Source organism: Terribacillus sp. 7520-G (assembly GCF_002271665.1).
In the GTDB taxonomy this organism is placed as follows: domain Bacteria; phylum Bacillota; class Bacilli; order Bacillales; family Amphibacillaceae; genus Terribacillus.
The window spans coordinates 141,385-167,688 of the sequence record NZ_NQFP01000015.1 but is presented as its reverse complement, the minus strand read 5'-3'; the positions used below and the strand labels follow the sequence as shown (position 1 = coordinate 167,688).

The following is a 26,304-nucleotide window of genomic DNA, read 5'->3' as shown; positions in this document are numbered from 1 at the left end:
AGGAAGAATGCAATGCATAAATTTACCGCTCTTGAAAAAATGGCAGCTGTAAAGCGAGGAAGTACGATAGCGATTGCGGCTGCCGATGACCCATCCATTCTTAAGGCAGTGAAGAAGGCGGCCGATCAGCAATTGGCATCATTTTTGCTATATGGGGATATAGATCGATTAAAACGCTTCATGCAGGAAGAAGCACTGGCAGAGGAGCAGATTACCTGCCTCCATGCCTCTACCGCTGACAGGGCCGCGGATATGGCGATCGAAGCATGGAAATCGGGCAAGGCCGATTTGCTGATGAAAGGCATCGTCAGTACGGACGTGCTGGCCGGCAAAATATTGAAGGACAAATCAATGTTCAAGTCCGGAAGCATCCTGTCCCAGCTGGCCATCTTCGATATTCCGTCTTATCATAAGCTGCTTTTCCTGACTGATGCGGGAATCAATATCGCGCCATCCTTAGAGGTGAAGCAAAAGATATTGAACAACGCCGTGACTATTTTCATGAAGATGCACCAATCAGAACCGAAAGTCGCTGCGCTTGCCGCCACCGAGAAGGTGAACCCGGCTATGCCGGCGACGACGGATGCCGCGCTGCTTTGTGGCATGCAGCAGCGCGGCCAGCTTCAAAATTGCCAAATAGATGGTCCGCTCGCACTGGACGTTGCCTTATCTGCCCAGGCTGCAGCTACCAAGAAAATCGATTCATCGGTTGCCGGAGATGCTGATATTCTATTGGTCCCGGAAATCGAGAGCGGAAATATGCTGTATAAATCATTCACCTACGCAGCAGGGGCAGTGAGTGCCTCCTTGCTCGTCGGAACAAAAACACCTGTCATCCTTACTTCCCGTGCGGACGACAGCACCAGTAAATATTATGCAATATGCTTCGCGCTAGCGGCAGCATCCCTTGCCTAGGAGGAACTTTAGATGAAAATCTTTGAAACATTGGAACAATATGATTATGAACAGCTAGTCCTTTGTCAGGACAAAGAATCCGGTTTGAAAGCAATCATCGCAATCCACGATACAACACTCGGTCCGGCTCTTGGCGGTACGCGGATGTGGACATACGCAACGGAAGAAGATGCAATCGTCGATGCACTGAGACTGGCAAAAGGCATGACGTATAAAAATGCTGCCGCAGGCCTGAATCTTGGCGGCGGAAAAACAGTCATTATCGGTGACCCGAAAAAAGATAAAAATGAAGCGATGTTCCGTGCATTCGGCCGTTATGTACAATCCTTGAATGGGCGCTACATCACAGCAGAGGATGTCGGTACGACAGTGGAGGATATGGAGCTGATCCATACGGAAACGGATTTCGTAACTGGAATCTCCGCTGAATCCGGATCATCAGGCAACCCGTCTCCGGTGACAGCTTATGGCGTTTACAAAGGAATCAAAGCATCTGCCAAAGAAGCCTTTGGTGATGATAGCTTGGAAGGAAAAACAATTGCTGTCCAAGGTATCGGGAATGTGGCATATGCTTTGTGTGAGCATCTGCATGCAGAAGGTGCCAAGCTGATTGTAACGGACATCAACAAGGAAGCTGTCCAGAAAGCTGTCGAAGCATTCGGGGCGACTGCAGTGGATCCGGATGACATTTACGGCGTGGAATGTGATATCTTTGCACCTTGTGCACTTGGTGCAGTAATCAATGATGATACATTGAAAGTGTTGAAAGCGAAAGTGGTTGCCGGAGCAGCAAACAATCAGCTGAAAGACGAACAGCACGGACAGATCCTGTTCGAGCGCGGCATCGTGTACGCACCTGACTATGTGATCAATTCCGGCGGTGTCATCAATGTCGAGGATGAATTACATGGCTATAACAGAGAGCGTGCACTCCGCAAGGTGGAAACCATCTATGACAGCCTTCAGCGTGTATTCGAAATCGCAAAGCGTGATAACATCCCGACCAGCCTGGCAGCTGACAGAATGGCTGAGGAAAGAATCGAAACGATGCGCAGATCCAGAAGCCAATTCCTGCGTAACGGCCATCATACATTAAGCAGAAGATAATGACGAGGGGGAAACCGCGTGCGGACAGCAGAAAACCGTATCCTAGCGATCAATCCAGGTTCTACTTCCACGAAAATTGGTGTGTTTAATGATGAGCATAACATTTTTGAACGAGTGATCCGCCATGATTTGGAAGATATCGGCGGCTATGAGAAAGTAATGGATCAGTATCAATTTCGGAAACAAATCATTTTGGATGCATTGGACTTCGAAGGTATCAATGTGTCCAAGCTGACTGCCGTCTGTGCACGCGGCGGACTGCTCCGGCCGCTTGAAGGCGGTACATACCGCGTGAACGAAGCGATGCTGGCCGATCTCAAGGCAGGCTATAATGGCGAGCATGCTTCCAACCTTGGAGGACTCATTGCATATGAAATCGCAAGCAGCCTTCATATCCCAGCCTTCATCACCGATCCTGTCGTAGTCGATGAACTTGATCCGCTCGCACGGCTTTCCGGATTGCCTGGTGTGGAACGAAAAAGCATCTTCCACGCTTTAAATCATAAAGCAATCGCACGCAAAGCTGCAGCGGTGAAGGATAAGAGCTACGAGGAAGCAAATATAATCGTCGTGCATCTTGGCGGGGGCATTACTGTCGGTGCACATCATCATGGCCGCGTCATCGATGTGAACAATGGCTTGAGCGGAGAAGGGCCATACACTCCTGAACGCGCCGGCACAGTTCCGGCAGGTGATTTGATCGAGCTGGCTTTAAGCGGAGAATATACAAAAGATGAATTGATGAAGATGCTCACGACCAAAGGCGGATTCATGGGTTATCTTGGCACAAACGATGGCCGGCTCATTGCCGACCGGATCAAGAAAGGTGACCAGGAAGCTAGGCACATCTTCGAAGGCATGGTTTATCAGACCGCAAAGGAAGTCGGCGCCATGGGCGTTGTCCTTTCAGGCGATGTCGATGCGATTGCAGTGACTGGCGGACTTGCGTATGATGATCTATTCATTTCGCTGCTGAAGGACAGGGTCAGCTGGATCGCGGATGTGCTGGTATATCCAGGTGAGAATGAGCTCCGCGCTTTGACAGAGGGTGCGCTTCGTGTCATGCGGAAAGAAGAAGCGGCAAAGGTATATGCCGTATAGGAGGCAGTAACAATGGTAAGAGAATATGACATTGTCATCTTAGGGGGCGGTACGGGTGGATACGTTGCCGCCATCCGTGCTTCCCAGCTGGGCTTGAAGACGGCGATCGTGGAAAAAGCAGAGCTCGGCGGGACATGCTTGCATCGTGGATGCATACCATCCAAGGCATTGCTGCGGTCAGCTGAAGTTTACCGGCAAACGAAGGAAGCAGCAGCTTTTGGCATACATACATCCGATGTAAGCCTGGATTTTGCAGGCGTACAGCAACGGAAACAAGCAATCATCGATCAGCTGCATAGAGGGGTGCAGCATTTGATGAAAAAAGGGAAAATCGATGTTTTCCAAGGATACGGCAGAATCCTCGGTCCATCCATTTTCTCTCCAACGGCAGGCACCATTTCCGTTGAATTTGCCGATGGAAGTGAAAATGAAATATTGCTTCCCAAGAATGTGGTCATAGCAACAGGTTCCTCGCCGCGATCGTTACCGGGCATCGATTTTGACGAGTCCAGGATCCTCAGCTCTGAAGGGGCATTGGCAATGGAAGAGCTTCCCGAAAGCATGACGATCATTGGCGGGGGTGTCATCGGTATCGAGTGGGCATCCATGCTTCATGATCTCGGCACCAAGGTGACCGTGCTAGAATACCAGGAGCGCATCCTGCCGACGGAGGACGAACAAATCAGCAAAGAAATGGTCAAGCAGCTCAAAAAGCGCGGCATTTCCATCCATACGAATGTGCAAGTGGAGGGTGCGGCAGCTGATGCCAGCCAAGTGACGGTCAAAGCGCGCATGAATGGGGAGGAGCAGGAATTCATCTCTGACAAAATCCTTGTCTCTGTGGGCCGTTCGGCGAATGTCGGGGATATCGGATTGAAAAATACAGATATCCAACTGACAGAGCAAGGCTTTATCCAGACGAATGATTTTTATCAGACGAATGAATCTCACATTTATGCGATCGGCGATTGTATCGGTGGTATGCAGCTGGCCCATGTTGCTTCCAGGGAAGGCATCATTGCGGTGGAGCATATTGCGGGTGAAAAGACGGAGGCTTTGGATTACAGCATGGTTCCTGCTTGTGTCTATAGCTATCCCGAAACAGCAAGTGTCGGGTTGACAGAGGCACAAGCGAAGGCGGAGGGCTATACAGTCAAGACTGGGAAAATGAGCTTCCAGGCGATCGGGAAAGCCTTGGTATACGGTGAGACAGAAGGATTCGTGAAGATCATCGCCGATGGGAAGACAAACGATTTGCTTGGGGTTCATATGATCGGTCCGCATGTGACGGATATGATTTCCGAAGCCGCGCTTGCCAAGCTGCTGGATGCAACGCCATGGGAAATCGGCCAGAGTATCCACCCGCATCCGACATTATCGGAAATCATCGGGGAAGCGGCACTTGCCGTCGATGGAAATCAAATTCATGGCTGAGATATTGAAGAAAGGGGGAGCGGCGATGTCAGAAACAAGACATGCTTCTCTTGGATTATCGGACGAAAAAGTATTGGAAATGTATAGATGGATGCTCCTGGCACGGAGAGTGGATGAACGGATGTGGCTCTTGAACAGAGCCGGCAAGATTCCGTTCGTCGTCTCCTGCCAAGGACAGGAGGCAGCACAAGTTGGTGCTGCGATGGCATTGGATAAGGATGTCGATTATCTTTTGCCTTACTACCGTGATTTAGGGCTGGTCATGCCATTCGGGATGACCGCGAAGGATCTTATGCTTTCGGCCTTTGCTAAAGCAGAGGATCCGAACTCAGGCGGGCGGCAGATGCCGGGCCATTTTGGGAAAAAATCCTCCCGCATCGTCACGGGATCCTCACCGGTTACAACACAGGTGCCGCATGCTGTCGGTTTTGCCCTGGCTGCAAAAATGGAAAAGAAACAGCTTGTCAGCTTCGTGACTTTAGGGGAAGGATCCTCCAACCAAGGTGATTTCCATGAAGGATTGAACTTCGCCGGCGTCCATAAACTGCCGGTGATCACAATGGTACAAAACAATAAATACGCCATCAGTGTGCCGCAGGAAAAACAGCTGGGCTGCGTCAATGTATCCGATCGGGCACAAGGATACGGTATGCCAGGCTTCACCATTGACGGTAATGATCCGCTGGCAGTGTATCAGACGGTCAAAGAAGCAAGGCAACGTGCATTGAACGGCGATGGCCCAACGCTCATCGAGGCAGTCGGATATCGCCTAACGCCTCATTCCAGTGATGACGACGATATGACTTATCGTGAAAAACAAGAAGTCGAGGAAGCACGCAAGAAGGATGGCGTGCTGACATTCGGGGCATATTTGCGTGAAACGGGTGTCTTGACGGAGGAATTGGAAAACAAAATGGAAGAAGAAATCAAACAAATCGTAAATGAAGCAACAGACTATGCTGAGCATGCCAAAGATCCGGAACCGGAATCCGCACTGCTTCATGTGTATGCCGATTAAGGAGGAAAAACGATGCCAGTAATGTCCTATATCCAGGCAATCACGCAGGCGATGCGTGAAGAAATGGAAGCAGATGAAAAAGTATTCGTATTAGGGGAAGACGTCGGGAAAAGAGGCGGTGTATTCCGGGCTACCGATGGACTGTATGATACATTCGGAGCGGAACGTACGCTTGACACACCGCTGGCGGAATCTGCGATTGCGGGAGTGGCAGTGGGTGCTGCCATGTACGGCTTGAAGCCGATTGCTGAAATGCAATTCGCTGATTTCATCATGCCGGCAGTGAACCAAATCATTTCAGAAGCGGCGAAGATCCGTTATCGTTCCAATAACGACTGGACTTGCCCGGTTACCATCCGTGCGCCTTATGGCGGCGGTGTGCATGGCGCCTTGTATCATTCTCAATCTGTGGAAGCGGTGTTCGCGAACCAGCCAGGCCTTAAAATCGTCATGCCGTCCACACCTTATGATGCAAAAGGCCTTTTGAAAGCAGCCATACAGGATCCGGATCCTGTATTGTTCTTCGAGCATAAAAGAGCTTATCGCCTCATCAAAGGTGAAGTGCCTTCTGAATCCTATACGCTGCCGATCGGTAAAGCGGATGTGAAGCGCGAGGGTTCTGATATCACCGTGATCACCTACGGATTATGTGTGCATTTTGCCCTGCAGGCAGCAGAGAAGCTTGCCGCTGAAGGAATCGAAGCGCATATCCTCGATTTGCGTACCGTTTATCCGCTTGATAAGGAAGCAATCATCGAGGCAGCCTCGAAGACAGGCAAAGTCCTGCTTATCACAGAAGACAATAAAGAAGGCTCCATCATCGGAGAAGTAGCAGCGATAATCGGTGAAAACTGCCTCTTCGATCTGGATGCGCCTATCCAGCGATTGGCTGCACCGGATGTGCCAGCGATGCCTTATGCGCCTAGTACAGAAAAATACTTCATGGTCAATCCAGCCAAAGTGGAAGCTGCCATGCGCGAATTAGCGGAATTCTAAACGAGGTGTAATGATGATGGAAAAAATAACGATGCCGAAACTCGGCGAGAGTGTAACGGAAGGCACAATCAGCACATGGCTCGTCAAACCAGGCGATCAAGTCAGCAAATACGATGCCATCGCGGAAGTGATGACAGATAAAGTCAATGCCGAAATCCCCAGCTCCTTCACGGGTGTGATCAAAGAATTGGTTGCAGCAGAAGGTGACACAGTCGAAGTAGGGGAACTGATCTGTACGATCGAAACAGAAGCATCACCAGAGAAGCAAGAAGCGGCTGATGCTTCACCTGCTCCGATGGAAACAGAATCAGACAATAGCAGTCCGGCTGCCGAAACAACGATGAAATCGCGTTACTCCCCTGCAGTCATGCGCCTTGCACAGGAGCATGATCTTGATTTGTCAGCGATCACAGGCACTGGGAAAGGCGGGCGGATCACCCGCAAGGATGTCGAAGCGATCATCGCATCCGGTGAAAGACCGCAAAAGCAAGCAGAATCTGTGCAAACCGCAGCTGCAGTCCAATCTGCTGAACCGCAGAAGGCAAATGCAGCAGCTGAACGTACACAGACAGAAGCATCTGGCAATGCCATACCCGTTACTGGTGTCAGAAAAGCCATAGCCAATAATATGGTGAAAGCAGCAACGGAAATCCCGCATGCTTGGATGATGGTGGAGGTGGATGTCACCGATTTGGTTGCTTACCGCAATAAAGTGAAGGATTCCTTCAAGGAAAAAGAAGGCTATCCGCTGACATTCTTTGCTTTCTTTGTCAAAGCCGTCGCGCAGGCACTGAAGGAATTCCCGCAGCTGAACAGCTCTTGGGCGGGAGATAAGATCATCCAGCATGATGAAGTCAATATCTCGATTGCGGTTGCAAAAGAGCAGGAGCTATTTGTACCGGTCATCCAATCTGCAGATGATCTGAGTGTCAAAGGCATTGCTAAGCAGATTACGAACCTTGCGAAAAAGGCCCGCACCGGCAAACTGACGGCAGCTGATATGCAAGGCGGTACATTCACCGTCAATAACACAGGGTCATTCGGTTCGGTTCAGAGCATGGGTATCATCAACTATCCCCAAGCAGCCATTTTGCAGGTGGAATCGATCGTAAAACGGCCAGTCATCATCAATGATATGTTCGCAGCCCGTGATATGGTCAATCTATGCCTCAGCCTTGATCACCGTGTGCTGGACGGATTGATTTGCGGTCAGTTCATGGCAAGGGTGAAAGAGATTCTCGAGAACGTATCTGAATCGACAATGCCGATTTACTGAAGTTATAGAAATTGAAAGAGCCTGGAATTGCTGATACACTTGGAGTAGTGTAAAAGGAGGAATACCGATGGCAGATTTCAGAATGTTTATGAACGATATCGTAACGACTGCTAGGAAGGATCTTACCGAGGCTGGCTATACGGAATTGACAACACCGGAGGAAGTGGATGCCACATTCAAAAAACCCGGCACGACGCTTGTCATGATCAACAGTGTCTGCGGCTGTGCCGGCGGAATTGCTCGTCCGGCAGCTGCTCATAGTCTGCATTATGACAAACGCCCGGATCAGCTGGTGACGGTTTTTGCCGGACAGGATAAAGAAGCAACGGAAAGAGCAAGGGAGTACTTCACTGGCTTCCCGCCAAGCTCTCCGTCATTTGCCTTTTTGAAAGACGGCGAGATCGTTACGATGATCGAACGTCATGACATCGAAGGCCACGAGCCGATGGAAGTAGTCAACCGACTGCAATCTTTATTCGATGAACATTGTAAAGAAGTTTGAATGGACAGGTCCCCATCCTTTTGGATGAGGGACTATTCTGTATTGTGACCAAAATTAAACGAGGAGCACCATTGTGAAAATAGGTTATCGGACGATCAAGACAGCGGCAGGCACCCCGCTGGCGATATGGATAGCGGAGCTTTTGCAGCTGGATAATAGTGTGTCGGCAGGTATCCTGACGATTCTCTGCACCCAGGTGACGAGAAAGAAATCCTTTCTGGCCGCATGGCATCGAGTGGCTGCCTGCCTGCTGGCAATCATTTTGTCCTTCCTGCTATTTGAGACAATCGGGTTTCACCCGATCAGTATCGGAATATTGCTGCTGATCTTCATTCCCATCACGGTGATGCTCGGGGTATCGCCAGGAATTGTATCGAGTGCTGTCATCATTTTGCATTTATATAACTCGCATGACATTACGCTGGATTTGATCGTTAATGAAATCATCCTTATTTCAGTCGGAATAGGGGTCGCACTCATCGTGAACTTATATATGCCCAGCCTGGAAGCGACAATCCGGCGAAAGCAGATCGTACTGGAACGGAACTTCACCAAGATACTGAAAGAAATTGCGCTGTATCTCCGGGAAGGGGATCAATCATGGTCCGGGGAAGAAATCACACAGACCGAAATGATCCTGAAGGAAGCGAAGCAGCTTGTGGGCAGGGATGTGGAGAATCATGTGCTGAGATCGGAGCATCCGTATTATGATTACTTCGAGATGCGCACGGAGCAATTCGCCATCTTGAAACGGATACTGCCGCTTGTCAGCAGGCTTCCAGAGACATCCTATTCACAGTGCGAGCAGCTTGCCCATTTCTTTTCAGGTCTTGCCGATTCGGTCCATCCAGGGAATACGGCTGTTTTATTCCTGGAAGAGCTGAATGCTTTGCGGCAGTCCTTCGATGAAGATCCCCTTCCGAAGACGAGGGAGGAATTCGAGACCCGCGCTCATTTGTTTCAGCTATTGTATGAAATGGAGAATTATCTGGAATTGAAGCAATCGTTCAAAGAAAGCGATGTGCATCATAGAAATAGGAAGAAGGAGCAACAATAAGAACATCATCATGTAAAAGAGGGATGTTCTTATGCGTTCGCTTCTCATTGCATTTACTTGCCTATCCATTTTATCCCCATTATGGCCATTCGGTGAGAATCCAATGCCAGGACGGCCGCTCATCATCGTCAATAAAACGACGAATCAGCTCGCATTCGTGGATGAAGGGAGGGTGGTCAAGGTTTATCCGGTAGCGACAGGCAAGAAGCCTGAATCGACACCTGAAGGGATATTCCTTACACTGTTCAAAACAGAATACCCGGGTTATTCACGGAAAGGCATCGCCGGGGGAGATAAAGATAACCCGCTCGGCAGCAGATGGATCGGGTTCAATGCCAACGATACCCAAGGGCGCATATATGGTATCCATGGTACAAACAGGCCGGAGTCGATCGGCACCCGGGTTTCTGCAGGATGCATCCGCATGCGCAACAGCGATGTGGAGGATTTATATGAACGCGTACCGGTAGGGACAAAGGTGCGAATCATGACAGGCTGGAAGTCATTTGAGGAAATTGGGAAAGAAGATGGAGCTATTCTGTCTCCTAAAAGACAAAATAGCTCAGGCTGATTGCCAATGTGGAAATAAGCATTGTGAAAATCATCAAGTAAACCATGAAAGTCATGGCAACGCTTTGCTTGGATCTTTTTTTCTTTTGTTTAGCCAATGTTGAGGAGCCCCCTTATCTATTTATGTCCATTGTACAGGGAAGCAGGTAAGGGGACAAGGAGAAACCAATAGATAGAATAGGAGTACATAATCATGATCAAAATCAATGAAGATCGTTTAGTGGAACAGTTCGTGGAATTGGTTCAAGTAGACTCGGAAACAGGTGATGAAAAGGAAATAGCCGAAGTGCTGAAGAAGAAATTCACCGAACTGGGTGTCGAAGTCCGGGAAGATGATTCCATGAAAGAAACAGGTCATGGCGCAAATAATCTTGTTTGTACGTGGAAGGGGGATGTCGATTCCGCTGAAACGATCTATTTCACATCCCATATGGATACAGTCGTACCTGGTAAAGGAATTAAACCTCAAATAAAAGACGGGTACATTACAAGTGATGGTACGACGATCCTTGGTGCGGACGATAAAGCGGGACTGGCGGCGATCCTTGAGACGATCAAAGTTTATAACGAACAGGAATTGCCGCATGGCACAGTCCAGTTCGTCATCACGGCAGGTGAGGAATCCGGACTCGTCGGCAGCCGGGCACTCGATTCATCCTTACTGACTGCCGCATTCGGATATGCGATAGACAGTGACGGCCCTGTAGGTGATATAGTTGTATCTGCTCCGACACGTGCAACTGTACTTGCAAAAGTATACGGCAAGACAGCACATGCAGGCGTGGCGCCGGAAAAAGGGGTGTCGGCAATCACTGTGGCAGCCAAGGCAATTTCAAAAATGCCGTTAGGCAGGATCGATGAAGAGACTACTGCAAATATCGGCAGTTTTGCCGGAGGAAAACAGACGAATATTGTCTGTGATTATGTCGAAATCCTGGCAGAAGCGAGATCGCTTGAAGCAAGTAAGATGGAAGCGCAGGTGCAGAAGATGAAGCAGGCATTCGAACAGACTGCTGAAAGTATGGGTGCGCGTGCCGAAGTGGAAATCAAAGTGGAATATCCAGGCTACAAACGAAAAGCGGGCGACCGTGTTGTCGAGGTGGCCCGTGCCGCAGCGAAAACGATCGGGCGCGACAGTAAGCTGACAAGCAGCGGTGGCGGCAGTGATGCCAATGTGATTGCCGGATTTGGAATCCCGACTGTCAACCTATCTGTCGGTTATGAAGAGATCCATACGACCAATGAACGGATCCCGGTCGGTGAATTGGTCAAAACAGCGGAACTGGTCGCAGCCATCATCCGTGAGGTTGCGAAAGGATGATCGAAGGAGGCGCAAGCCTCCTATTTCTTTTACAGACATGATATAATAAGAACGACAGTTCGCATCGGAAGGAGGGACAGCATGTCAAAAGGAAGGGCGATTTTCCATGTGGATATGAATAGCTTCTATGCTTCCGTCGAGATGGCCTTTGATCCATCACTGCGCGGGAAACCATTGGCCATCTGCGGGAATCCTGCCGAGCGTAAAGGCATCGTCGTGACTAGCAGTTATGAAGCGAGGAAGAAGGGTGTCCGGACAACGATGACTTTGTGGGAAGCTCGGCGCTTATGTCCCGAATTGCTTGTGCTGCGCCCGAACTTCGATCGATATCGGAAAGCTTCCAGTGAGATGTTCAAGATCCTGCATGAAGTGACACCGATCATTCAGCCAGTATCGATAGATGAAGGATATATGGATGTGACAGATTGTGCCCACTTAGGTTCTTCCTTGGAAATAGCGCAGATGATCCAGCAGCGCATCCTGAAGGAATTGGATTTGCCTTGCAGCATCGGCGTCGCCCCGAACAAGTTCCTCGCCAAGATGGCTTCGGATATGAAAAAACCGCTGGGCATAACGGTGTTACGGAAGCGGGATATCCCGGAATTACTCTGGCCGCTGCCGATTGAAGAGATGTACGGAGTCGGCGAGAAAACGGCACAAAAGATGCGGTCGCTTGGCATCAAGACAATCGGGGACCTGGCCCATAAGGACATATACCAGCTGAAACGCGTTTTTGGTGTGAACGGTGAAAGGCTTGCCAATCGAGCTAATGGAATCGATGACAGGCCTGTCGATCCGGAAGCGGTGAACAGCTTTAAAAGCATTGGGAGTTCACAGACACTGCCTCAGGATACCACCGATGATAAGGAATTGGATAAACTGCTCCGGGATTTATCCAAAAGTGTGGAGAAGCGCATGCACCGGAAGGAAGCCATTGCAAAGGGTATTCAGTTGATGATTCGCTACCACGATCGCAAAACGATCACACGCAGCATGAAGCTGCAGCATTTTCTCGAGTCGGCAGATGATATATTCGACCATGCGCAGTCTTTGCTGCAAAAGCACTGGAACGGAGAGCCGATTCGCCTTTTGGGCATCAGTGTTTTTGATGTGGCCGAGAAGAAGGAAGTCGGTAAACAGCTTGACTTGTTCACATATGAAAAAGAGGCATCGAAAGAAGGCTTATACGAAGCGATCGATCAGCTTACAACCAAATTCGGTAAAAATCCTTTCCGCAGATTGCATGCAGGAGCATCTGACCATGTAAGGACGAGCTTTCAGAAGGATTTTCTTGACGACTATAAAAAATAGCAGCGATTCTCAGGAATCGCTGCTATTTTTGTGTATCTGGAAGACGCACATATCTGCTGCCAGCTCGGTTTCTGGGAATACCCTGCGGGCTTGTTCTGTGAGTATGTTTGCTTCATCCTGATGATAACGGGCGGAAATATGCGTCAAAATCAATTTTTTCACCTTGGCATCCCTGGCTAAGCTTGCTGCCTGTACCGCCGTTGAATGCCCGTATGCTTTCGCCATTTCCGGTTCATCGGCGGAAAAAGTCGCTTCATGCACGAGAATATCTGCATTCTCTACAGCGCTCTGAAGCTCTGGCAGATAGGTCGTGTCACCTAGAATGACTATTTTCCTGCCGGGCTTGTCAGGTCCGACTACATCCGATCTTCTGATCTTTTGTCCATCCGGCAGTTCCGTCACTTCCTGATTCTTGATCTGGCGGTATATCGGACCGGGAGGAATGCCCATCTGTCTGAGCTTTTCCACCTTCAGTTCACCAAGAACAGCTTTTTCTTCCACGATATAACCGAAGCAGGGGATGCCATGGGATAGCTGCACCGCTTCGACAGTCCAGCCCTCATCCTCATAGATGCATCCAGGTCCGATTTCGTGGATGATAAGGGAATCAGCCACGTGGCTCCCGCTGACACGCAGCGAGATCTCGATGAATTCCTTGATTCCATGCGGACCGTAAATTTCCAGCTGCAAATCGGATTGCTGAAAAGAGCGGGTGGACAACAGACCCGGCAGCCCATATATATGATCCCCATGCAGATGCGTGATGAAGATTTTTTCAATCTTGCCGGGCTTGAGCGGGGAATAGAGCAGCTGATGCTGCGTTGCCTCGCCGCAGTCGAACATCCAGACAGCTTGCCGTTCCTGCGGCATCGACAGGCAGATGCTCGTCACGTTCCGGTCTTTGGATGGGAGCCCGGCACCTGTCCCAAGAAAATGTAATTCCATAATAAAAGCCTCCTGCGGTCACCAGCCTCGCTTGTACGGGACCGGTGCTTCCAATCTATAGTTCAGCTGTTCGGCTGCTTCGAGCGGCCAATACGGGTTCCGCAGCATGGCGCGTGCGATGAAGACAAGATCGGCACGTTCATTTTGCAGGATTTCCTCAGCCATTTGGCCATTCGTAATCAAGCCTACAGCTGCCGTATCGACAAGGGCATGCTTTCGGATCCTCTCCGCATGGACCACCTGGTAGCCAGGGTAGACAGCGGACGGCCCTTGGGGAACGACACCGCCTGTACTGCAGTCGATCAAATCGACCCCTTGCCGCTTCATTTCAATGCTGAAATAAATGAAATCGTTGATGCTATTGCCGCCCTCGGCATATTCTTCTGCCGAAATACGGACAAATAATGGACCGTCCCACACTTCTTTCACTGCATCAAGTACTTCCCGCAGGAAGCGATAGCGGTTTTCACGTGCACCGCCATAGGAATCGATCCGCTTATTAGTCAGCGGGGAGAGGAATTGATTGATCAGATAGCCATGAGCGGCGTGGATTTCGATCACGTCGAATCCTGCTTGCTTGGCCCGTGCTGCTGCTTTGCGATATGCATCGACCAAATCGTTTATTTTATTTACGGTCAGCGCCTCCGGAGCGGCAGATTCCTCATCCCACGGCAAATTGCTCGGTGCAACGATTGGATCCGCCGCTTTTGATTTCCTGCCGGCGTGACCGAGCTGGATGCCGCTTTTTGCACCGTGGGCCTGAATCCTGCTGCTGATCGTCCGGAGACCTTCCACTTGTTCATCGGACCAAATGCCAAGATCCTGATCGGAAATCCGTCCTTCCGGTGTCACTGCAGTAGATTCCACAAACACGAGCCCGGCTTGTCCGATTGCCCTGCTCTCGTAATGGGTGATATGGAAAGGCGTGGCTTTACCGTCTTTTTCTTCGACGGCATACATGCACATTGGCGAGACGACAATGCGATTTTTCAAGGTGCAGTTCTTATATGTGATAGGTTGAAATAATTTAGGTGTAGCCATTGTAGGACCTCCGATTGTTTGATTAACTAGTGTTATAACCCTTTTGCAATTCCAGGGCCCGATCCGGCACATCCGAAATGATCACATCACAATCGGCTTCCAGAGCCCGCAGTATATAAACAGGCTGATTGACTGTATATACCCGGATCGGAACCTGATGCTGCAGGCAATCCTGAATCAGCTTTTTGTTAAGCAAACGGTATTTCGGATGCAAAGCCTTTGCTCCGATTGCATCCATCAAGGAAAAGAGCTGACGCGGCCGTCTGGATGTAAGAAAGCCTGTATCCATTTCGGGATCAAGCTTGGCGATACGGCGGATGGTATCGGCATGAAAACTCGAAATGGTCGTCCTTTCTTTCATTCCATGCTCCGTCAGCCGATTTAAGACAATTTCCTCTATTCCAGGGTAAGGATACTTATTTGTCTTCAGCTCCAGGTTGAGAAGCATGGGAGTCTTTTTGAACCATTCGAGAAAATCATCCAATGACATGATCTTTTCGCCGGCATAGTCACGCGAAAACCAGGCGCCTGCATCCGCTTGGCGCAATTCTTCGTATGTAAGCTTCCGCACCAATCCGCGTTTATTGGTCGTACGATTGATGCTCTCATCATGAATGATGACAGGTACTTGGTCTTTCGTCAGCTGCACATCGGTTTCGATGCCATCAGCCTGCATCAGTTCTGCCAGCCGGAAAGCGGCCATCGTATTTTCCGGAGCATATTTGCTGGCACCTCGATGTGCAAAAATTTTGGTAGACATGGTTTCACCCCGAACTTGGACGTATAGTTGAATTGTGCGAGAAAATCACTCAAAAGTCAATTTGAAAGGGCGTGCATGCATGAAACAATGGCAAACGAAGGATGAATTGCTCGCATTGCTGACAGAGCTTGTCGAAATCGAGAGTATCACGGGCTCTCCTGAAGAAATCCGCTTTCCGGAACATATTCATGCACTCCTTGAACAAAAGCCCTACTTCCAGCGCCGTCCGGATCACCTGCAGCTTCATCCATTGAAGGACGGTCGCCAGCTCCTTACAGCACTTGTAAAGAAAACTGACAAAAAGGATACCATCATCCTGCTTAGTCATTTTGATGTTGTCGGGACGGAGGATTTCGGTACGTTCAAACATCTCGCCACCAAGGTGCAGGAGCTGACTGCTGCTTATCGGAAGGGGGAAGTGGAACTGCCTGCCGCGGTCAAAACCGAAATCCAGCAGGGAGAATGGGTTTTCGGCAGGGGGACGATGGATATGAAAGCTGGTTTGGCTATCCATCTTTCCATGCTCGAACGTGCGATGGATGATGCATTCGACGGCAATATCCTCTTGCTGACCGTACCGGATGAAGAAGTGAATTCAGCTGGTATGCTGCGTGCCCTCGAAATACTGCAGCAGCTGCAGAGAGCGGAAGACCTGGTATTTAAATTATGCTTGAACGGGGAACCTGTGTTCAGCAAATACCCAGGGGATACCGGTAACTATCTGTACAGCGGATCCATCGGCAAAGTACTGCCCGGTTTTTTCTGCTATGGCAAAGAAACACATGTCGGGGAACCTTTTGGCGGTCTCAATGCCAACTTGATGATCAGTTATTTATCGCAGGAGCTGGAATTGCAGGAATCCTTCATCGAAGAAGTGGATGGGGAAGTGACGCCGCCTCCGGTGAGCCTCATGCTGCGGGACCTGAAGGAGACGTATTCTGTGCAGACTCCCGTTTCTGCAGTGACCATGTACAACGTCTTATTCCTGGAGCAGTCGATCCAGGAAATCAATCTCAAATTGAAACAAGCGATGGAGCGGGCGGCCCGGAAAATTGAAAGTCATTATCAGCATAAAGCCAGTCTGTCTGCTGCAAGATCGAATAATTTTCAGCCTGCAGCCTTTCAAATAAAGACGATGTCTTATGAAGAGCTTTATGCGTATGCCGTCAATCGCTTCGGCAGGGCCGAGGTGGAGCGGAGACAGAATCGGCTCGTGACGACGAGGAAGGAAGGAGACCGGGATTTCTCCACCAAGCTAGTCAAGGAGCTGGTTAGCATGTGTCACGAGCTTGCGCCAGTCATTGTCCTGTTTTACAGCCCGCCGTTCTATCCGGCCGTCTCTTCCAAAAACGACCCTTATGTACGCCGATTGATTGCTGCCATCCAGTCTGAAGCAAAGTCCAGCATTGCTGCGGAATTGACAGAAGTGCAGTTCTTCCCGGGTCTGTCAGATTCCAGCTTCATCGGCAAGCCGACTTCCCAGACGGCAATACAGGACCTGATACAGAATATGCCGCTGCAGCAGAAAGGTTTTACTTTGCCGGCCGACTTGATGGAAGGGCTGCAGATGCCGGTTTTGCATTTGGGACCATATGGAAAGGATGCGCATCAGTGGACAGAACGCCTGGAAGTGACCTATAGTTTTGGCAAACTGCCCGACTTGATGGAAAAAGCCATCCGGTATGCGCTCCGTGCTTAGCCAGCGCTAATAGATGGGTAAACAGAAAGAGGTGCAGCATATGGAAGCAGACAATAAAACCATGTTGATCACCGGGGCTTCAAGCGGGCTTGGGCGGGAATTGGCTGCCCAAGCCGCTGCTTGCGGCTATCGCTTGCTTTTGACCGCAAGATCCGAAGAAAGGCTGAAGCAGCTGGCTGCCGAGCTTAATGATCGATTTCACATCGATGTAACTGTCTATCCTGCGGACTTGAGTGATCCTGACAATTGGCGGGCTGCCCTTCAGCGCATGCTGCGGGAGAATCGACGTATCGATGTATTGATCAACAATGCAGGTGTCGGTTATTTCAGGCATTTTACTGATACAGATGCCATGCAGATGGAAACGACGATGCGTGTCAATTCCATGGCAGCTATGGAGGCCGCAGCAGCTATCCTCCCGGCAATGCTGGAGCGGGGGAGCGGCCATTTGATCATGATTGGTTCGATGGCTGGAAAAGTAGCCACTCCGAAAGCTAGCGTCTATGGAGCGAGTAAACATGCCATCATCGGCTTCAGCAATGGACTGCGGCAGGAGCTGAGGCCGAATGGGATCAAAGTGACAACGGTGAATCTGGGGCCGATGGATACGAACTTCTTTGATACCGCCGACCCAAGCGGACGCTACCGTGAAGCGAGTGCCCATTATATGCTGCAGCCCGAAAAAGTAGCACGTAAAGTGATTGCTTATGTTGGGAAAAACAAGCGTGAGATCAATATGCCAGGCTGGATGGGCATCGGCAGCAAGCTGTACCAGCTTATGCCTGGATTGGCCGAGAAACTGCTTGGCGGTCAGTTCGGCAAGAAATGAGGGAGGAATAATTGGATGAAACTGACAATCACTGAAGCTGCTTTGGAAAAAATACAAGCATTGCAGGATGAGGCGCATCGGTATATCGTTTTGTATTATGATACAGTCGGAGTCGGCTGCAAGGTTAATGGAATACCGACGGTGCGGCTTGCGGAACAACCGCGTGCGCATGATATCGTGGTGGAAAGCGGGACGATTCCTGCATTGGTGGACGAGCAGCAGGAAGTATATTTTGCGGAAGAAGTGAAACTTGATTTCAGCAATAATGTGTTCCGTCTATCCAGTAAAGAAGGGTACTTGAATGCTTTGATACCGCAAGCGCATTTGACACATACCGATTTTCTCGATAGAAATGCGGAAGCTGGCAGGGGAGATTCCTGCTGACTTCCGCTTTTCCTTTATCGATGATCGGTATATCGAATCTGCCGCGTAAATCCCTGAAGCTTTTCATATAGTGCTTCCGGAAGTCGATCTGTATGGAGTGCGGCATTTTGCTTCACTTGCTCCAAAGAGCTTGCACCCATCACGGCACTGGCCAAAGCCGGATGCTGCAGCACATAACGCACAGCTAACGAGGTGGCGGAAGTCTGCTCCTGATCAGCCAAGACACCAAGCTTTTCACTGGCTTCCAGCAGCTCTTCATAGGAGTGGGTCAAATAGCCATCCGCCCCTTTTTGCTTTACTTTCTCGCTTGCCCTGTCACTCAGCATGCCTTTGGCAACGCTTCCTCGTGCAAATACACTGATATTGTTCCCTTCCAGCAGGTCAAGTGCCTGCTCCTCGGGTCTTCGGTCCAGCAGGCTGTACTGCATCATGACGCTGACGATATTGGAGCGCTTTACGTATTCACGTATGACATTCGGCCGGATGGACGAGATGCCATAGTAGCGGATCAAACCTTCTTTTTTCAATGTTTCGAAGGCATCTATCGTTTCATCGATATTATCTTCCATCGTTCCGCCATGGAGCTGATAGAGATCCAGATAATCTGTTTGCAGTCTGCGAAGACTCGTCTTGACCTGGGATATGATATATTCCTTGCTGGCATCCCAATGCCAAGACTCTCCGCCGGGATCCAGCCTGTTGCCGACTTTGCTGGCGAGGATCACCTTATCTCTCCGGCCCTTGAAAGCTTTTCCGACAATTTCTTCATTTTTTCCTCGATCATATAAATCGGCCGTATCGAAATAATTGATGCCAAGATCCTGTGCTTCATGCAGCAGCCGGATTCCTTGCTGCTCATCTGTTCCGATGCTCATTGTCCCGAGGGATATTTCGGAAACATAAAGATCGGAAGTACCTACACGTCTTTTCTGCATGCTGAAATTCCACCTTCCTTTTCATTCTACCTTTTCAGTGTAAGCGTAAGCGGAGCGACAGACAACTTATGTGTCCTTTGCAAACCTATGGTAAGATGGAAGAAGCGGAATGAAGAAGCGAAATGAAGGAGTGTACATAATGAAGAAATTCGAAGAAAAAACGATCGAGACATCTTCCATATATGAGGGCAAGGTCATTTCCTTGAGTGTGGATACAGTTTCCTTGCCGGACGGTAATACATCCAAGCGGGAATTGATCAAGCATCCCGGGGCGGTTGCAATCATCCCGGTAACGAAGGAGGGGAAAATCATATTTGTCGAGCAATACCGGAAAGCACTCGAGAAATCGATCATCGAAATCCCTGCAGGTAAACTGGAGCCTGGCGAAGCACCGGAAGTGACCGCTGTCAGGGAGCTTGAGGAGGAGACAGGCTATACTGCCAAAAAGCTGAAGAAGCTCGGTTCTTTCTACACCTCCCCAGGTTTTGCCGATGAATTGCTCCATGTATACGAAGCAGATGATATCGAACTTTTGCCTGAGACGGTCGCCGGTGATGAGGACGAATTCGTCGAACTGATGGAATTGTCATTGGAGGAAGCGGAAGCACTCGCAGCCGAAGAGCGGATCCATGATGCGAAAACGATGTACGCCCTGCTTCACCTGCGTCTGAAACGCGCAGGAAAGTAATGGTTCTAGCAGACGAGCTGCCGACATAGATTCTAGTAACTAGACTAGAATCGGAGGAAGATAAGATGAAACAGCGGGAGTTTATTCTTATTCATCATCTGAAACAGCATGCGACAAGCTACTTATTCATGCTGGTATTATTCCTGATCGGTATCATTTTTGGGGCAGTCATCGTCAACAGCATGAATTTCACACAGAAGGAAGACCTTTTTTACTACTTGGAACGTTTTTTCGCCCAGCTACAGCAAGGCCAAGCAATCAGCAAACAGGAGATTCTCCAGTCGAGTTTCCTCGCCCATCTCAAGTTCCTGCTGTTCCTATATGTTCTCGGTCTGTCCATCATCGGCATCCCCATCATTTGGATGCTGCTGTTCAGCAAGGGGCTGATGATGGGCTTCAGTGTAGGCTTCCTCGTCAACCAGCTGGGGTGGAAAGGCCTTATGCTGGCAGCTGCTGCTGTAGCTCCGCAAAATCTTGTGATCATACCGCTATATCTGATTGCCGGGACAAGTGCGATGCTGTTTTCTGTGACATTGTTGCGCAAGCTGATCGCCAAGCGGTCACCATTATCATTAAGGCGCTATTTTTTCCAATACAGTATCATCTTCCTCTTGCTTATTATCGGTTCGACTGCAGCGGCGATGATGGAAACTTTTGTTGCCAACCCGCTTCTTTCCATGCTTGTGAACGATTTGCTGTAATTTTTTTATTAATAATGATTATAATTAGCTATTTATAATAATTATAATTTGACACTTTTTTCGCAATCGGTATATAATGAGTGTGGGATTACGAGGGAGGAATTCACTTGGAACACCGCATTGAACGCATAAAGAAGCAATTACATGCGCAGAGCTACAAGCTTACACCGCAGCGGGAAGCGACGGTACGTGTGCTGCTGGAGCGAGAAGAGGATCATTTAAGCGCTGAAGACGTCTACCTCCTCGTAAAGGAAAAAGCACCTGAAATCGGCTTGGCTACTGTTTATCGGACACTGGAATTATTATCGGAATTGAAAATCGTTGATAAAATAAACTTTGGGGACGGCGTTTCCCGTTACGACCTCCGCAAAGAAGGCGCCACGCATTTCCATCACCATCTTGTCTGCATGGAATGCGGATCGGTGGAGGAGATTGACGAGGACTTGCTGGAGGATGTCGAAAAGATCGTCCAGAGTGATTGGGGATTCAAGGTGAAGGATCACCGTCTCACATTCCATGGCATCTGCCGGGTCTGTCAGGCCAGTGAGAAGGTAGGGGAACTTGAAGCAGCTGCAGTTCAGGTGAATCGGACATCATAAGTAAACGAAGCCTTTCCAGACAGATGGAAAAGGCTTTCTTTCGTTTCATTAACCATTTTACAAAACAACGGGAATGAGGTAACGTTATCCTGTACGTATAATTTCCGCTTTCTTTGGCATAGTCTGTTACAAAGACAAGTCAGAGAAAGGAGAAGTGTACATGAAACGATTCATCTTCGACACGTGCAAGCTGCTTGTCGTGTTTGTCGCTTGCTCTGCATTTTTTTATTTCGGTCTGCGGTTCATCCATAGTGAATACGAGAGCTATCACCGTTATGATCCGCCAGAGGGCAATGCAGTGAAAGTGGCAGCCATGGAGCAGGAAAGCCTAGTGGATAGGATGACGTTATTTTTCCGGTTAGGGGAGTAGAATAATGCAGGAAGCACTGGATGACTTTATCCATTATTTGCAGATTGAACGGGGCCTTTCGGAGAATACACTTCAATCCTACGCCCGGGATCTGCGTACATATGCAAGATATCTCCAGGAAAATGAGGTGCGGGACTGGGCCCATGTCACTCGTGCCAAATTGACTGCCTATTTGCGCTGGCTGCATGATGACGGGAAGTCTGCTGCCACGATCGCCCGGACACTGTCCAGCATCCGTCTTTTCCATCAGTTCCTGCTGCGGGAATATGGACTGAAGGAAGATCCGACCATACATATCGATACACCGAAGAAAGAACGCAAGCTGCCGAAGATCCTCTCTTCCGATGAAGTGGACAAGCTGCTGACTTGCCCGGGTACGGACATTCTGGCGATCCGGAATCGTGCCATGCTGGAAACATTGTATGCAACAGGATTGCGTGTATCCGAGCTCTTGGCATTGGAAATGGATGATCTTCATTTGGAAATGGGCTTTGTCCGCTGCTTCGGGAAAGGATCGAAGGAGCGCATCGTCCCGCTAGGGGATATGGCAAGGGCGCGGCTTGAGGACTATATGAACAGGTCCCGCAAACAGCTGCTGAAGTCCAAAGCCAGTGATATCTTATTCGTGAACCATCATGGGAACCAGCTATCACGCCAAGGCTTTTGGAAGGTATTGAAACAAATAGCCCGCGATGCCGGGATACAAAAGGAAATAACCCCTCACACATTGCGTCATTCATTTGCGACGCATCTGCTGGAGAATGGGGCTGATTTGCGTGCTGTTCAGGAAATGCTCGGCCATGCGGATATCAGCACGACCCAGATTTACACACATGTGACCAAAACAAGACTGAAGGATATTTACAAGACACATCATCCTCGGGCTTAGGCAATAGATTAGGAGGCTGTAAAGTTGGATTTCAAACGCGTATTTCTTATAGTAATGGATTCTGTCGGCATTGGGGAAGCACCCGATGCGGAAGCTTTTGGCGATAAAGGGGCCGATACCCTGGGGCACATCGCTGCTTATCGAAAAGGGCTGAAAATGCCGAATATGGCATCTTTGGGGCTAGGCAACATCAGGGAAGTGGAAGGTATACAGGCTGCAGCCCAGCCGAAAGCTTTTTACACAAAAATGCAGGAAGCATCGAATGGTAAAGATACCATGACAGGGCACTGGGAGATCATGGGCCTGCGTATCGATCAGCCTTTCCGCACGTTCCCGGACGGGTTCCCGGATGCACTGCTCGATGAATTGAAGCAGCGGACCGGACGCGGCATCATCGGAAATAAACCAGCCTCCGGTACGGAAATATTGGATGAGCTTGGAGAAAAGCATATGGAATCCGGCGATATGATCGTTTATACATCAGCTGATTCCGTGCTTCAGATCGCAGCTCATGAAGACATCATCCCGCTTGATGAATTGTATGAGATCTGTGAAATCGCCCGCGAGCTGACATTGGATGATCCTTATATGGTGGGGCGTATCATCGCTCGTCCATTCATCGGTGAACCAGGAGCATTCGAACGTACATCGAACCGTCATGATTATGCATTGAAGCCTTTCGGCAGAACGACGATGAACAGCTTGCAGGATGCAAACTTCGATGTCATCGCATTAGGGAAAATTTCCGATATCTATGACGGTGAAGGTGTGACGAAAGCGATTCGCACGAAGGATAATGAAGATGGTATGACCAAGATTGTGGAAAGCATGGAAGAGGACTTCACAGGTATCAGTTTCTTGAACCTGGTCGATTTCGATGCGAAATACGGACATCGGCGCGATCCAGAAGGATATGCACAGGCGCTGGAGGATTTCGACAAACGGCTTCCGGAAGTATTGGATAGGCTCAAGGAAGATGATTTGTTGATCATAACCGCAGACCATGGTAATGACCCTGTTCATCATGGGACGGATCATACTCGTGAGTATGTACCATTGATCGTGTATAATACTGGCAGCGAGCAAGGGGAAGAACTTCCTTTGCGGAATACCTTTGCCGATATCGCAGCAACGATTGCGGATAATTTCGGTATCGAGAAACCAGAGCACGGAACGAGCTTTTTACAAGCATTGAAAAAGGGGAAATGAATATGCAGGCAGAAGCTATCAAACAGGCAGCAGACTATATCAAGGGGAAATTGACTGCCGAACCGAAGATTGGTTTGATCCTGGGATCGGGCCTGGGGGTATTGGCCGATGAGATTACAGAGACGACCATTGTGCCCTACGGGGATATCCCGGGTTTTCCGATATCGACGGTCAGCGGTCATAAAGGACAGCTAGTCATCGGCATGCTGGAAGGACAGCAAGTGATTGCCATGCAAGGACGTTTTCATTTTTATGAAGGATATCCGATGGAGCTTGTGACATTGCCCGTCCGCGTCATGAAAGCACTTGGCGTACAGAAGCTGATTGTCACCAATGCGGCTGGCGGTATCAATGAAAGCTTCGAGCCTGGCGACTTGATGCTGATCACCGACCATATCAATAATATGGGCACAAATCCGCTGATCGGTCCAAACGATGAAGAATTGGGAGCGCGTTTCCCGGATATGTCTTCTGTCTACAGCAAAGAGCTTCTTGGACACGCTCGCGATGTAGCAGCAAAAATCGGTTTGGATGTAAAAGAAGGAGTTTATGTGGGCAATACAGGTCCTTCCTATGAAACAGGTGCCGAAGTCCGGATGCTTCGTATCTGGGGAGGGGACGCAGTCGGCATGTCAACCGTTCCGGAGGTCATCGTGGCCAGTCATGCTAAAATGGACGTTTTGGGAATTTCCTGTATTTCCAACATGGCAGCCGGCATCCTTGATCAGCCGCTGACACATGCTGAAGTGATGGAAACGACAAGCAAGGTTCGGGAAGATTTTCTCCGTTTCGTAAAAGAAATCGTCAGACAGCTTCCGATGGACTGAAGCAGGAGGGGCACGGAATTCACTGCCATGCTCATCTTACGGCGTCACAATACAGACAAAAATCCGCATCCATTGGAAGAATATCCAGCTTTTGATGGAACGCAATTTTGACCGTATCCTTGATGGGAATGGCTTGGATAGGAGTCATTTTAGTAAGGAATACGAATCAGGAGTCAGTGCAGGGAGTATACTCCCTGCACTGACCGACATGATAGAATGAGGGCGATTTAACATGCTAATGAAAGACATAATTGAGAAAAAAAGAGATAAGCAAGAATTGACCGAAGAAGAAATCAGATTCTTTATCGACGGATACACGAATAAAAAGATTCCTGATTACCAAGCTTCTGCCCTTTTGATGGCTATGTTCTTGAATGATCTTACACCTGACGAAATCGCAGCATTGACCGCTGCAATGATCGACTCCGGAGAAACAATCGATCTATCCTCCATCGAGGGCCTTAAAATCGATAAGCACTCGACAGGAGGAGTGGGAGATAAGGTCAGCTTGATAATTGCTCCGATTGTAGCTTCTCTTGGTGTGCCGGTAGCGAAAATGTCAGGACGCGGACTGGGACATACGGGAGGCACATTGGATAAGCTTGAGTCGATTCCTGGTTTTGATATCAATTTATCGAAAGAAGAGTTTGTCGATACAGTAAACAAAAACAAAATTGCCCTGATTGGACAAACGGGTAATTTGGTTCCAGCTGATAAGATGTTATATGCCCTTCGGGACGTCACTGGCACTGTGAACTCTATTGGCTTGATTGCCAGCTCCATCATGAGTAAGAAACTGGCAACAGGTGCCGATGGGATTGTCCTCGATGTGAAGACAGGCTATGGAGCATTCATGGAAAGATATGAAGATGCCGAGAAGCTTGCCGAGACCATGGTGGATATTGGGAAAAAGCTTGGCAAGAATGTCACTGCCCTGATTACAGATATGAATCAGCCATTGGGCGCTGAAGTAGGAAATGCAAATGAGATTAAAGAAGTAGTTCAAATCCTGAAGGGTGAATCTGAGAACGAACTGCTTGAACTGTCCAAGCAAGTTGCCGTTGAGATGCTGCTGGCAAGCGAGACTTATAAAGATAAGGATGCAGCTTTGCGCGCCGTGGAAGAAGTGCTGGCAAATGGACAAGCTATCGAAAAGCTGAAACAATTTGTTACCACACAAAAGGGTGACGCAAGCTTTGTTGATGACTATAGCAAGCTGCCTCAGCCGGAACATTTTTACGAGCTGAAAGCGGAACAAGATGGTTATGTCAATGCCCTGTATGCACAAAAAGTAGGTAAGAGTGCAATGCTGCTGGGTGCTGGCCGCGCATCCAAAGAGGATGACATCGATCACAGCGCCGGTATCACGCTTAAGAAAAAAGTCGGCGCCCAAGTGCAATCAGGGGAAACACTGGCTGTATTGTTCAGCAGATCCGAGATTGGGCAAGAAGCCATAGATGAGCTGAAGGGGGCTTATGTGATTTCTGATGTCAAATCGGAAGTCCCGACTTTGATTAAGGGAAAACTATCATCTAAATAGACCTATAAAAGCAAAAAATTGATTTATAAATTGGATGAATCGATCTTTTTATTTTGAATCCAAGCATATAAAGTTTCCGAGCGATGAGTTCGCTGCCATCGCGTTAGCGAAACAAAAATTGCATATGGATTGAGTAACTGTACCACAGCAACAGAAATCAACATAAAATCCCCTGTCTTCAAATCAGAAGGAGGGGATTTTTATTATTTTGGGTGTATGCACATTTTTCGTATTTCATCATAAGCTAAATCCAGATTGCAGTAAATAAAGGTGGGATACG

General features: G+C 49.0%; 27 protein-coding genes. 23 read left to right on the top strand and 4 right to left on the bottom strand.

The features are described 5' to 3' along the window. Positions 1-12: 12 nt before the first annotated feature. The 12 genes from CHH53_RS06650 (at position 13) to CHH53_RS06590 (ending at position 12,608) form a co-directional block, all read left to right on the top strand. Positions 13-915, top strand: coding sequence for a phosphate acyltransferase (locus tag CHH53_RS06650; RefSeq protein WP_095215338.1), 903 nt, complete (start codon positions 13-15; stop codon positions 913-915). A gap of 12 nt (positions 916-927) precedes the next feature. Next, positions 928-2,022 carry a Glu/Leu/Phe/Val family dehydrogenase gene (locus CHH53_RS06645; protein WP_095215337.1) on the top strand — a complete coding sequence of 365 codons (1,095 nt, stop codon included), beginning with the start codon at positions 928-930 and terminating at the stop codon, positions 2,020-2,022. 18 nt (positions 2,023-2,040) lie between these two features. Then, on the top strand, positions 2,041-3,123 hold the full coding sequence (buk, locus tag CHH53_RS06640) for a butyrate kinase (protein ID WP_095215336.1): 1,083 nt from the start codon (positions 2,041-2,043) through the stop codon (positions 3,121-3,123). Between the two features lie 12 nt (positions 3,124-3,135). Further along, complete coding sequence (lpdA, locus tag CHH53_RS06635; protein WP_095215335.1) at positions 3,136-4,557, top strand: dihydrolipoyl dehydrogenase; 1,422 nt, start codon at positions 3,136-3,138, stop codon at positions 4,555-4,557. Beyond that, a complete protein-coding gene (locus CHH53_RS06630) occupies positions 4,550-5,575 on the top strand; it encodes a thiamine pyrophosphate-dependent dehydrogenase E1 component subunit alpha (protein WP_369819865.1) in 1,026 nt (341 codons plus the stop codon). The genes lpdA and CHH53_RS06630 overlap by 8 nt, the downstream gene beginning before the upstream one ends. A gap of 12 nt (positions 5,576-5,587) precedes the next feature. Then, positions 5,588-6,571: an alpha-ketoacid dehydrogenase subunit beta gene (locus CHH53_RS06625; protein ID WP_095215334.1), complete on the top strand. Its 984-nt coding sequence runs from the start codon at positions 5,588-5,590 to the stop codon at positions 6,569-6,571. Between the two features lie 10 nt (positions 6,572-6,581). After that, positions 6,582-7,847 carry a dihydrolipoamide acetyltransferase family protein gene (locus CHH53_RS06620; RefSeq protein ID WP_095215333.1) on the top strand — a complete coding sequence of 422 codons (1,266 nt, stop codon included), beginning with the start codon at positions 6,582-6,584 and terminating at the stop codon, positions 7,845-7,847. Between the two features lie 67 nt (positions 7,848-7,914). Then, positions 7,915-8,349, top strand: coding sequence for a BrxA/BrxB family bacilliredoxin (locus CHH53_RS06615; RefSeq protein WP_095215332.1), 435 nt, complete (start codon positions 7,915-7,917; stop codon positions 8,347-8,349). Between the two features lie 73 nt (positions 8,350-8,422). Further along, positions 8,423-9,406, top strand: a complete 984-nt coding sequence (locus tag CHH53_RS06610) for an aromatic acid exporter family protein (protein WP_369819864.1) — start codon at positions 8,423-8,425, stop codon at positions 9,404-9,406. 31 nt (positions 9,407-9,437) lie between these two features. Then, positions 9,438-9,977, top strand: a complete 540-nt coding sequence (locus tag CHH53_RS06605) for a L,D-transpeptidase (protein ID WP_095215330.1) — start codon at positions 9,438-9,440, stop codon at positions 9,975-9,977. Positions 9,978-10,169: 192 nt separating this feature from the next. After that, positions 10,170-11,297, top strand: coding sequence for a M20/M25/M40 family metallo-hydrolase (locus CHH53_RS06595; protein ID WP_095215328.1), 1,128 nt, complete (start codon positions 10,170-10,172; stop codon positions 11,295-11,297). 81 nt (positions 11,298-11,378) lie between these two features. Then, positions 11,379-12,608 carry a DNA polymerase IV gene (locus CHH53_RS06590; protein WP_095215327.1) on the top strand — a complete coding sequence of 410 codons (1,230 nt, stop codon included), beginning with the start codon at positions 11,379-11,381 and terminating at the stop codon, positions 12,606-12,608. A 9-nt stretch (positions 12,609-12,617) separates the two neighbouring features. Here CHH53_RS06590 and rnz read toward each other — a convergent pair whose 3' ends face one another. From rnz to CHH53_RS06575, 3 genes are read right to left on the bottom strand one after another with little or no spacing between them, the layout of a single operon-like run. Continuing rightward, a complete protein-coding gene (gene rnz, locus CHH53_RS06585; RefSeq protein ID WP_095215326.1) occupies positions 12,618-13,553 on the bottom strand; it encodes a ribonuclease Z in 936 nt (311 codons plus the stop codon). A gap of 18 nt (positions 13,554-13,571) precedes the next feature. Then, entirely contained in the window at positions 13,572-14,594 is a 1,023-nt protein-coding gene (namA, locus tag CHH53_RS06580) for an NADPH dehydrogenase NamA (protein ID WP_095215325.1), read from the bottom strand. Between the two features lie 22 nt (positions 14,595-14,616). Further along, positions 14,617-15,354 carry a glycerophosphodiester phosphodiesterase gene (locus CHH53_RS06575; RefSeq protein WP_095215324.1) on the bottom strand — a complete coding sequence of 246 codons (738 nt, stop codon included), beginning with the start codon at positions 15,352-15,354 and terminating at the stop codon, positions 14,617-14,619. A gap of 79 nt (positions 15,355-15,433) precedes the next feature. Between CHH53_RS06575 and CHH53_RS06570 the strand changes: the two genes are divergently transcribed. From CHH53_RS06570 to CHH53_RS06560, 3 genes are read left to right on the top strand one after another with little or no spacing between them, the layout of a single operon-like run. Further along, a complete protein-coding gene (locus CHH53_RS06570; RefSeq protein ID WP_095215323.1) occupies positions 15,434-17,053 on the top strand; it encodes a M20/M25/M40 family metallo-hydrolase in 1,620 nt (539 codons plus the stop codon). 40 nt (positions 17,054-17,093) lie between these two features. Beyond that, on the top strand, positions 17,094-17,882 hold the full coding sequence (locus tag CHH53_RS06565; protein ID WP_095215322.1) for an SDR family NAD(P)-dependent oxidoreductase: 789 nt from the start codon (positions 17,094-17,096) through the stop codon (positions 17,880-17,882). Positions 17,883-17,897: 15 nt separating this feature from the next. Further along, positions 17,898-18,266, top strand: a complete 369-nt coding sequence (locus CHH53_RS06560; protein WP_095215321.1) for an iron-sulfur cluster biosynthesis family protein — start codon at positions 17,898-17,900, stop codon at positions 18,264-18,266. A 14-nt stretch (positions 18,267-18,280) separates the two neighbouring features. Here the strand turns inward: CHH53_RS06560 and CHH53_RS06555 are convergent, their stop codons facing one another. Then, a complete protein-coding gene (locus tag CHH53_RS06555; protein ID WP_095215320.1) occupies positions 18,281-19,201 on the bottom strand; it encodes an aldo/keto reductase in 921 nt (306 codons plus the stop codon). A 139-nt stretch (positions 19,202-19,340) separates the two neighbouring features. Here CHH53_RS06555 and CHH53_RS06550 point away from each other — a divergent pair, with 139 nt between their 5' ends. The 8 genes from CHH53_RS06550 (at position 19,341) to CHH53_RS06515 (ending at position 26,024) form a co-directional block, all read left to right on the top strand. Beyond that, positions 19,341-19,889, top strand: a complete 549-nt coding sequence (locus CHH53_RS06550; RefSeq protein WP_095215319.1) for an NUDIX hydrolase — start codon at positions 19,341-19,343, stop codon at positions 19,887-19,889. 65 nt (positions 19,890-19,954) lie between these two features. Beyond that, positions 19,955-20,590 (top strand): stage II sporulation protein M, encoded by a 636-nt coding sequence (gene spoIIM, locus CHH53_RS06545; RefSeq protein ID WP_095215318.1) that lies wholly within the window; start codon positions 19,955-19,957, stop codon positions 20,588-20,590. Positions 20,591-20,697: 107 nt separating this feature from the next. Beyond that, positions 20,698-21,189, top strand: a complete 492-nt coding sequence (gene fur / locus CHH53_RS06540) for a ferric iron uptake transcriptional regulator (protein ID WP_095215317.1) — start codon at positions 20,698-20,700, stop codon at positions 21,187-21,189. Positions 21,190-21,349: 160 nt separating this feature from the next. Beyond that, entirely contained in the window at positions 21,350-21,559 is a 210-nt protein-coding gene (locus tag CHH53_RS06535) for a DUF4227 family protein (RefSeq protein ID WP_095215316.1), read from the top strand. A 4-nt stretch (positions 21,560-21,563) separates the two neighbouring features. Next, positions 21,564-22,448, top strand: coding sequence for a site-specific tyrosine recombinase XerD (gene xerD, locus CHH53_RS06530; protein WP_095215315.1), 885 nt, complete (start codon positions 21,564-21,566; stop codon positions 22,446-22,448). Between the two features lie 24 nt (positions 22,449-22,472). Further along, positions 22,473-23,657 carry a phosphopentomutase gene (gene deoB, locus CHH53_RS06525; protein ID WP_095215314.1) on the top strand — a complete coding sequence of 395 codons (1,185 nt, stop codon included), beginning with the start codon at positions 22,473-22,475 and terminating at the stop codon, positions 23,655-23,657. Between the two features lie 2 nt (positions 23,658-23,659). Next, complete coding sequence (locus tag CHH53_RS06520) at positions 23,660-24,484, top strand: purine-nucleoside phosphorylase (protein WP_095215313.1); 825 nt, start codon at positions 23,660-23,662, stop codon at positions 24,482-24,484. A 232-nt stretch (positions 24,485-24,716) separates the two neighbouring features. Beyond that, on the top strand, positions 24,717-26,024 hold the full coding sequence (locus CHH53_RS06515; protein ID WP_095215312.1) for a pyrimidine-nucleoside phosphorylase: 1,308 nt from the start codon (positions 24,717-24,719) through the stop codon (positions 26,022-26,024). Positions 26,025-26,304 lie beyond the last annotated feature (280 nt).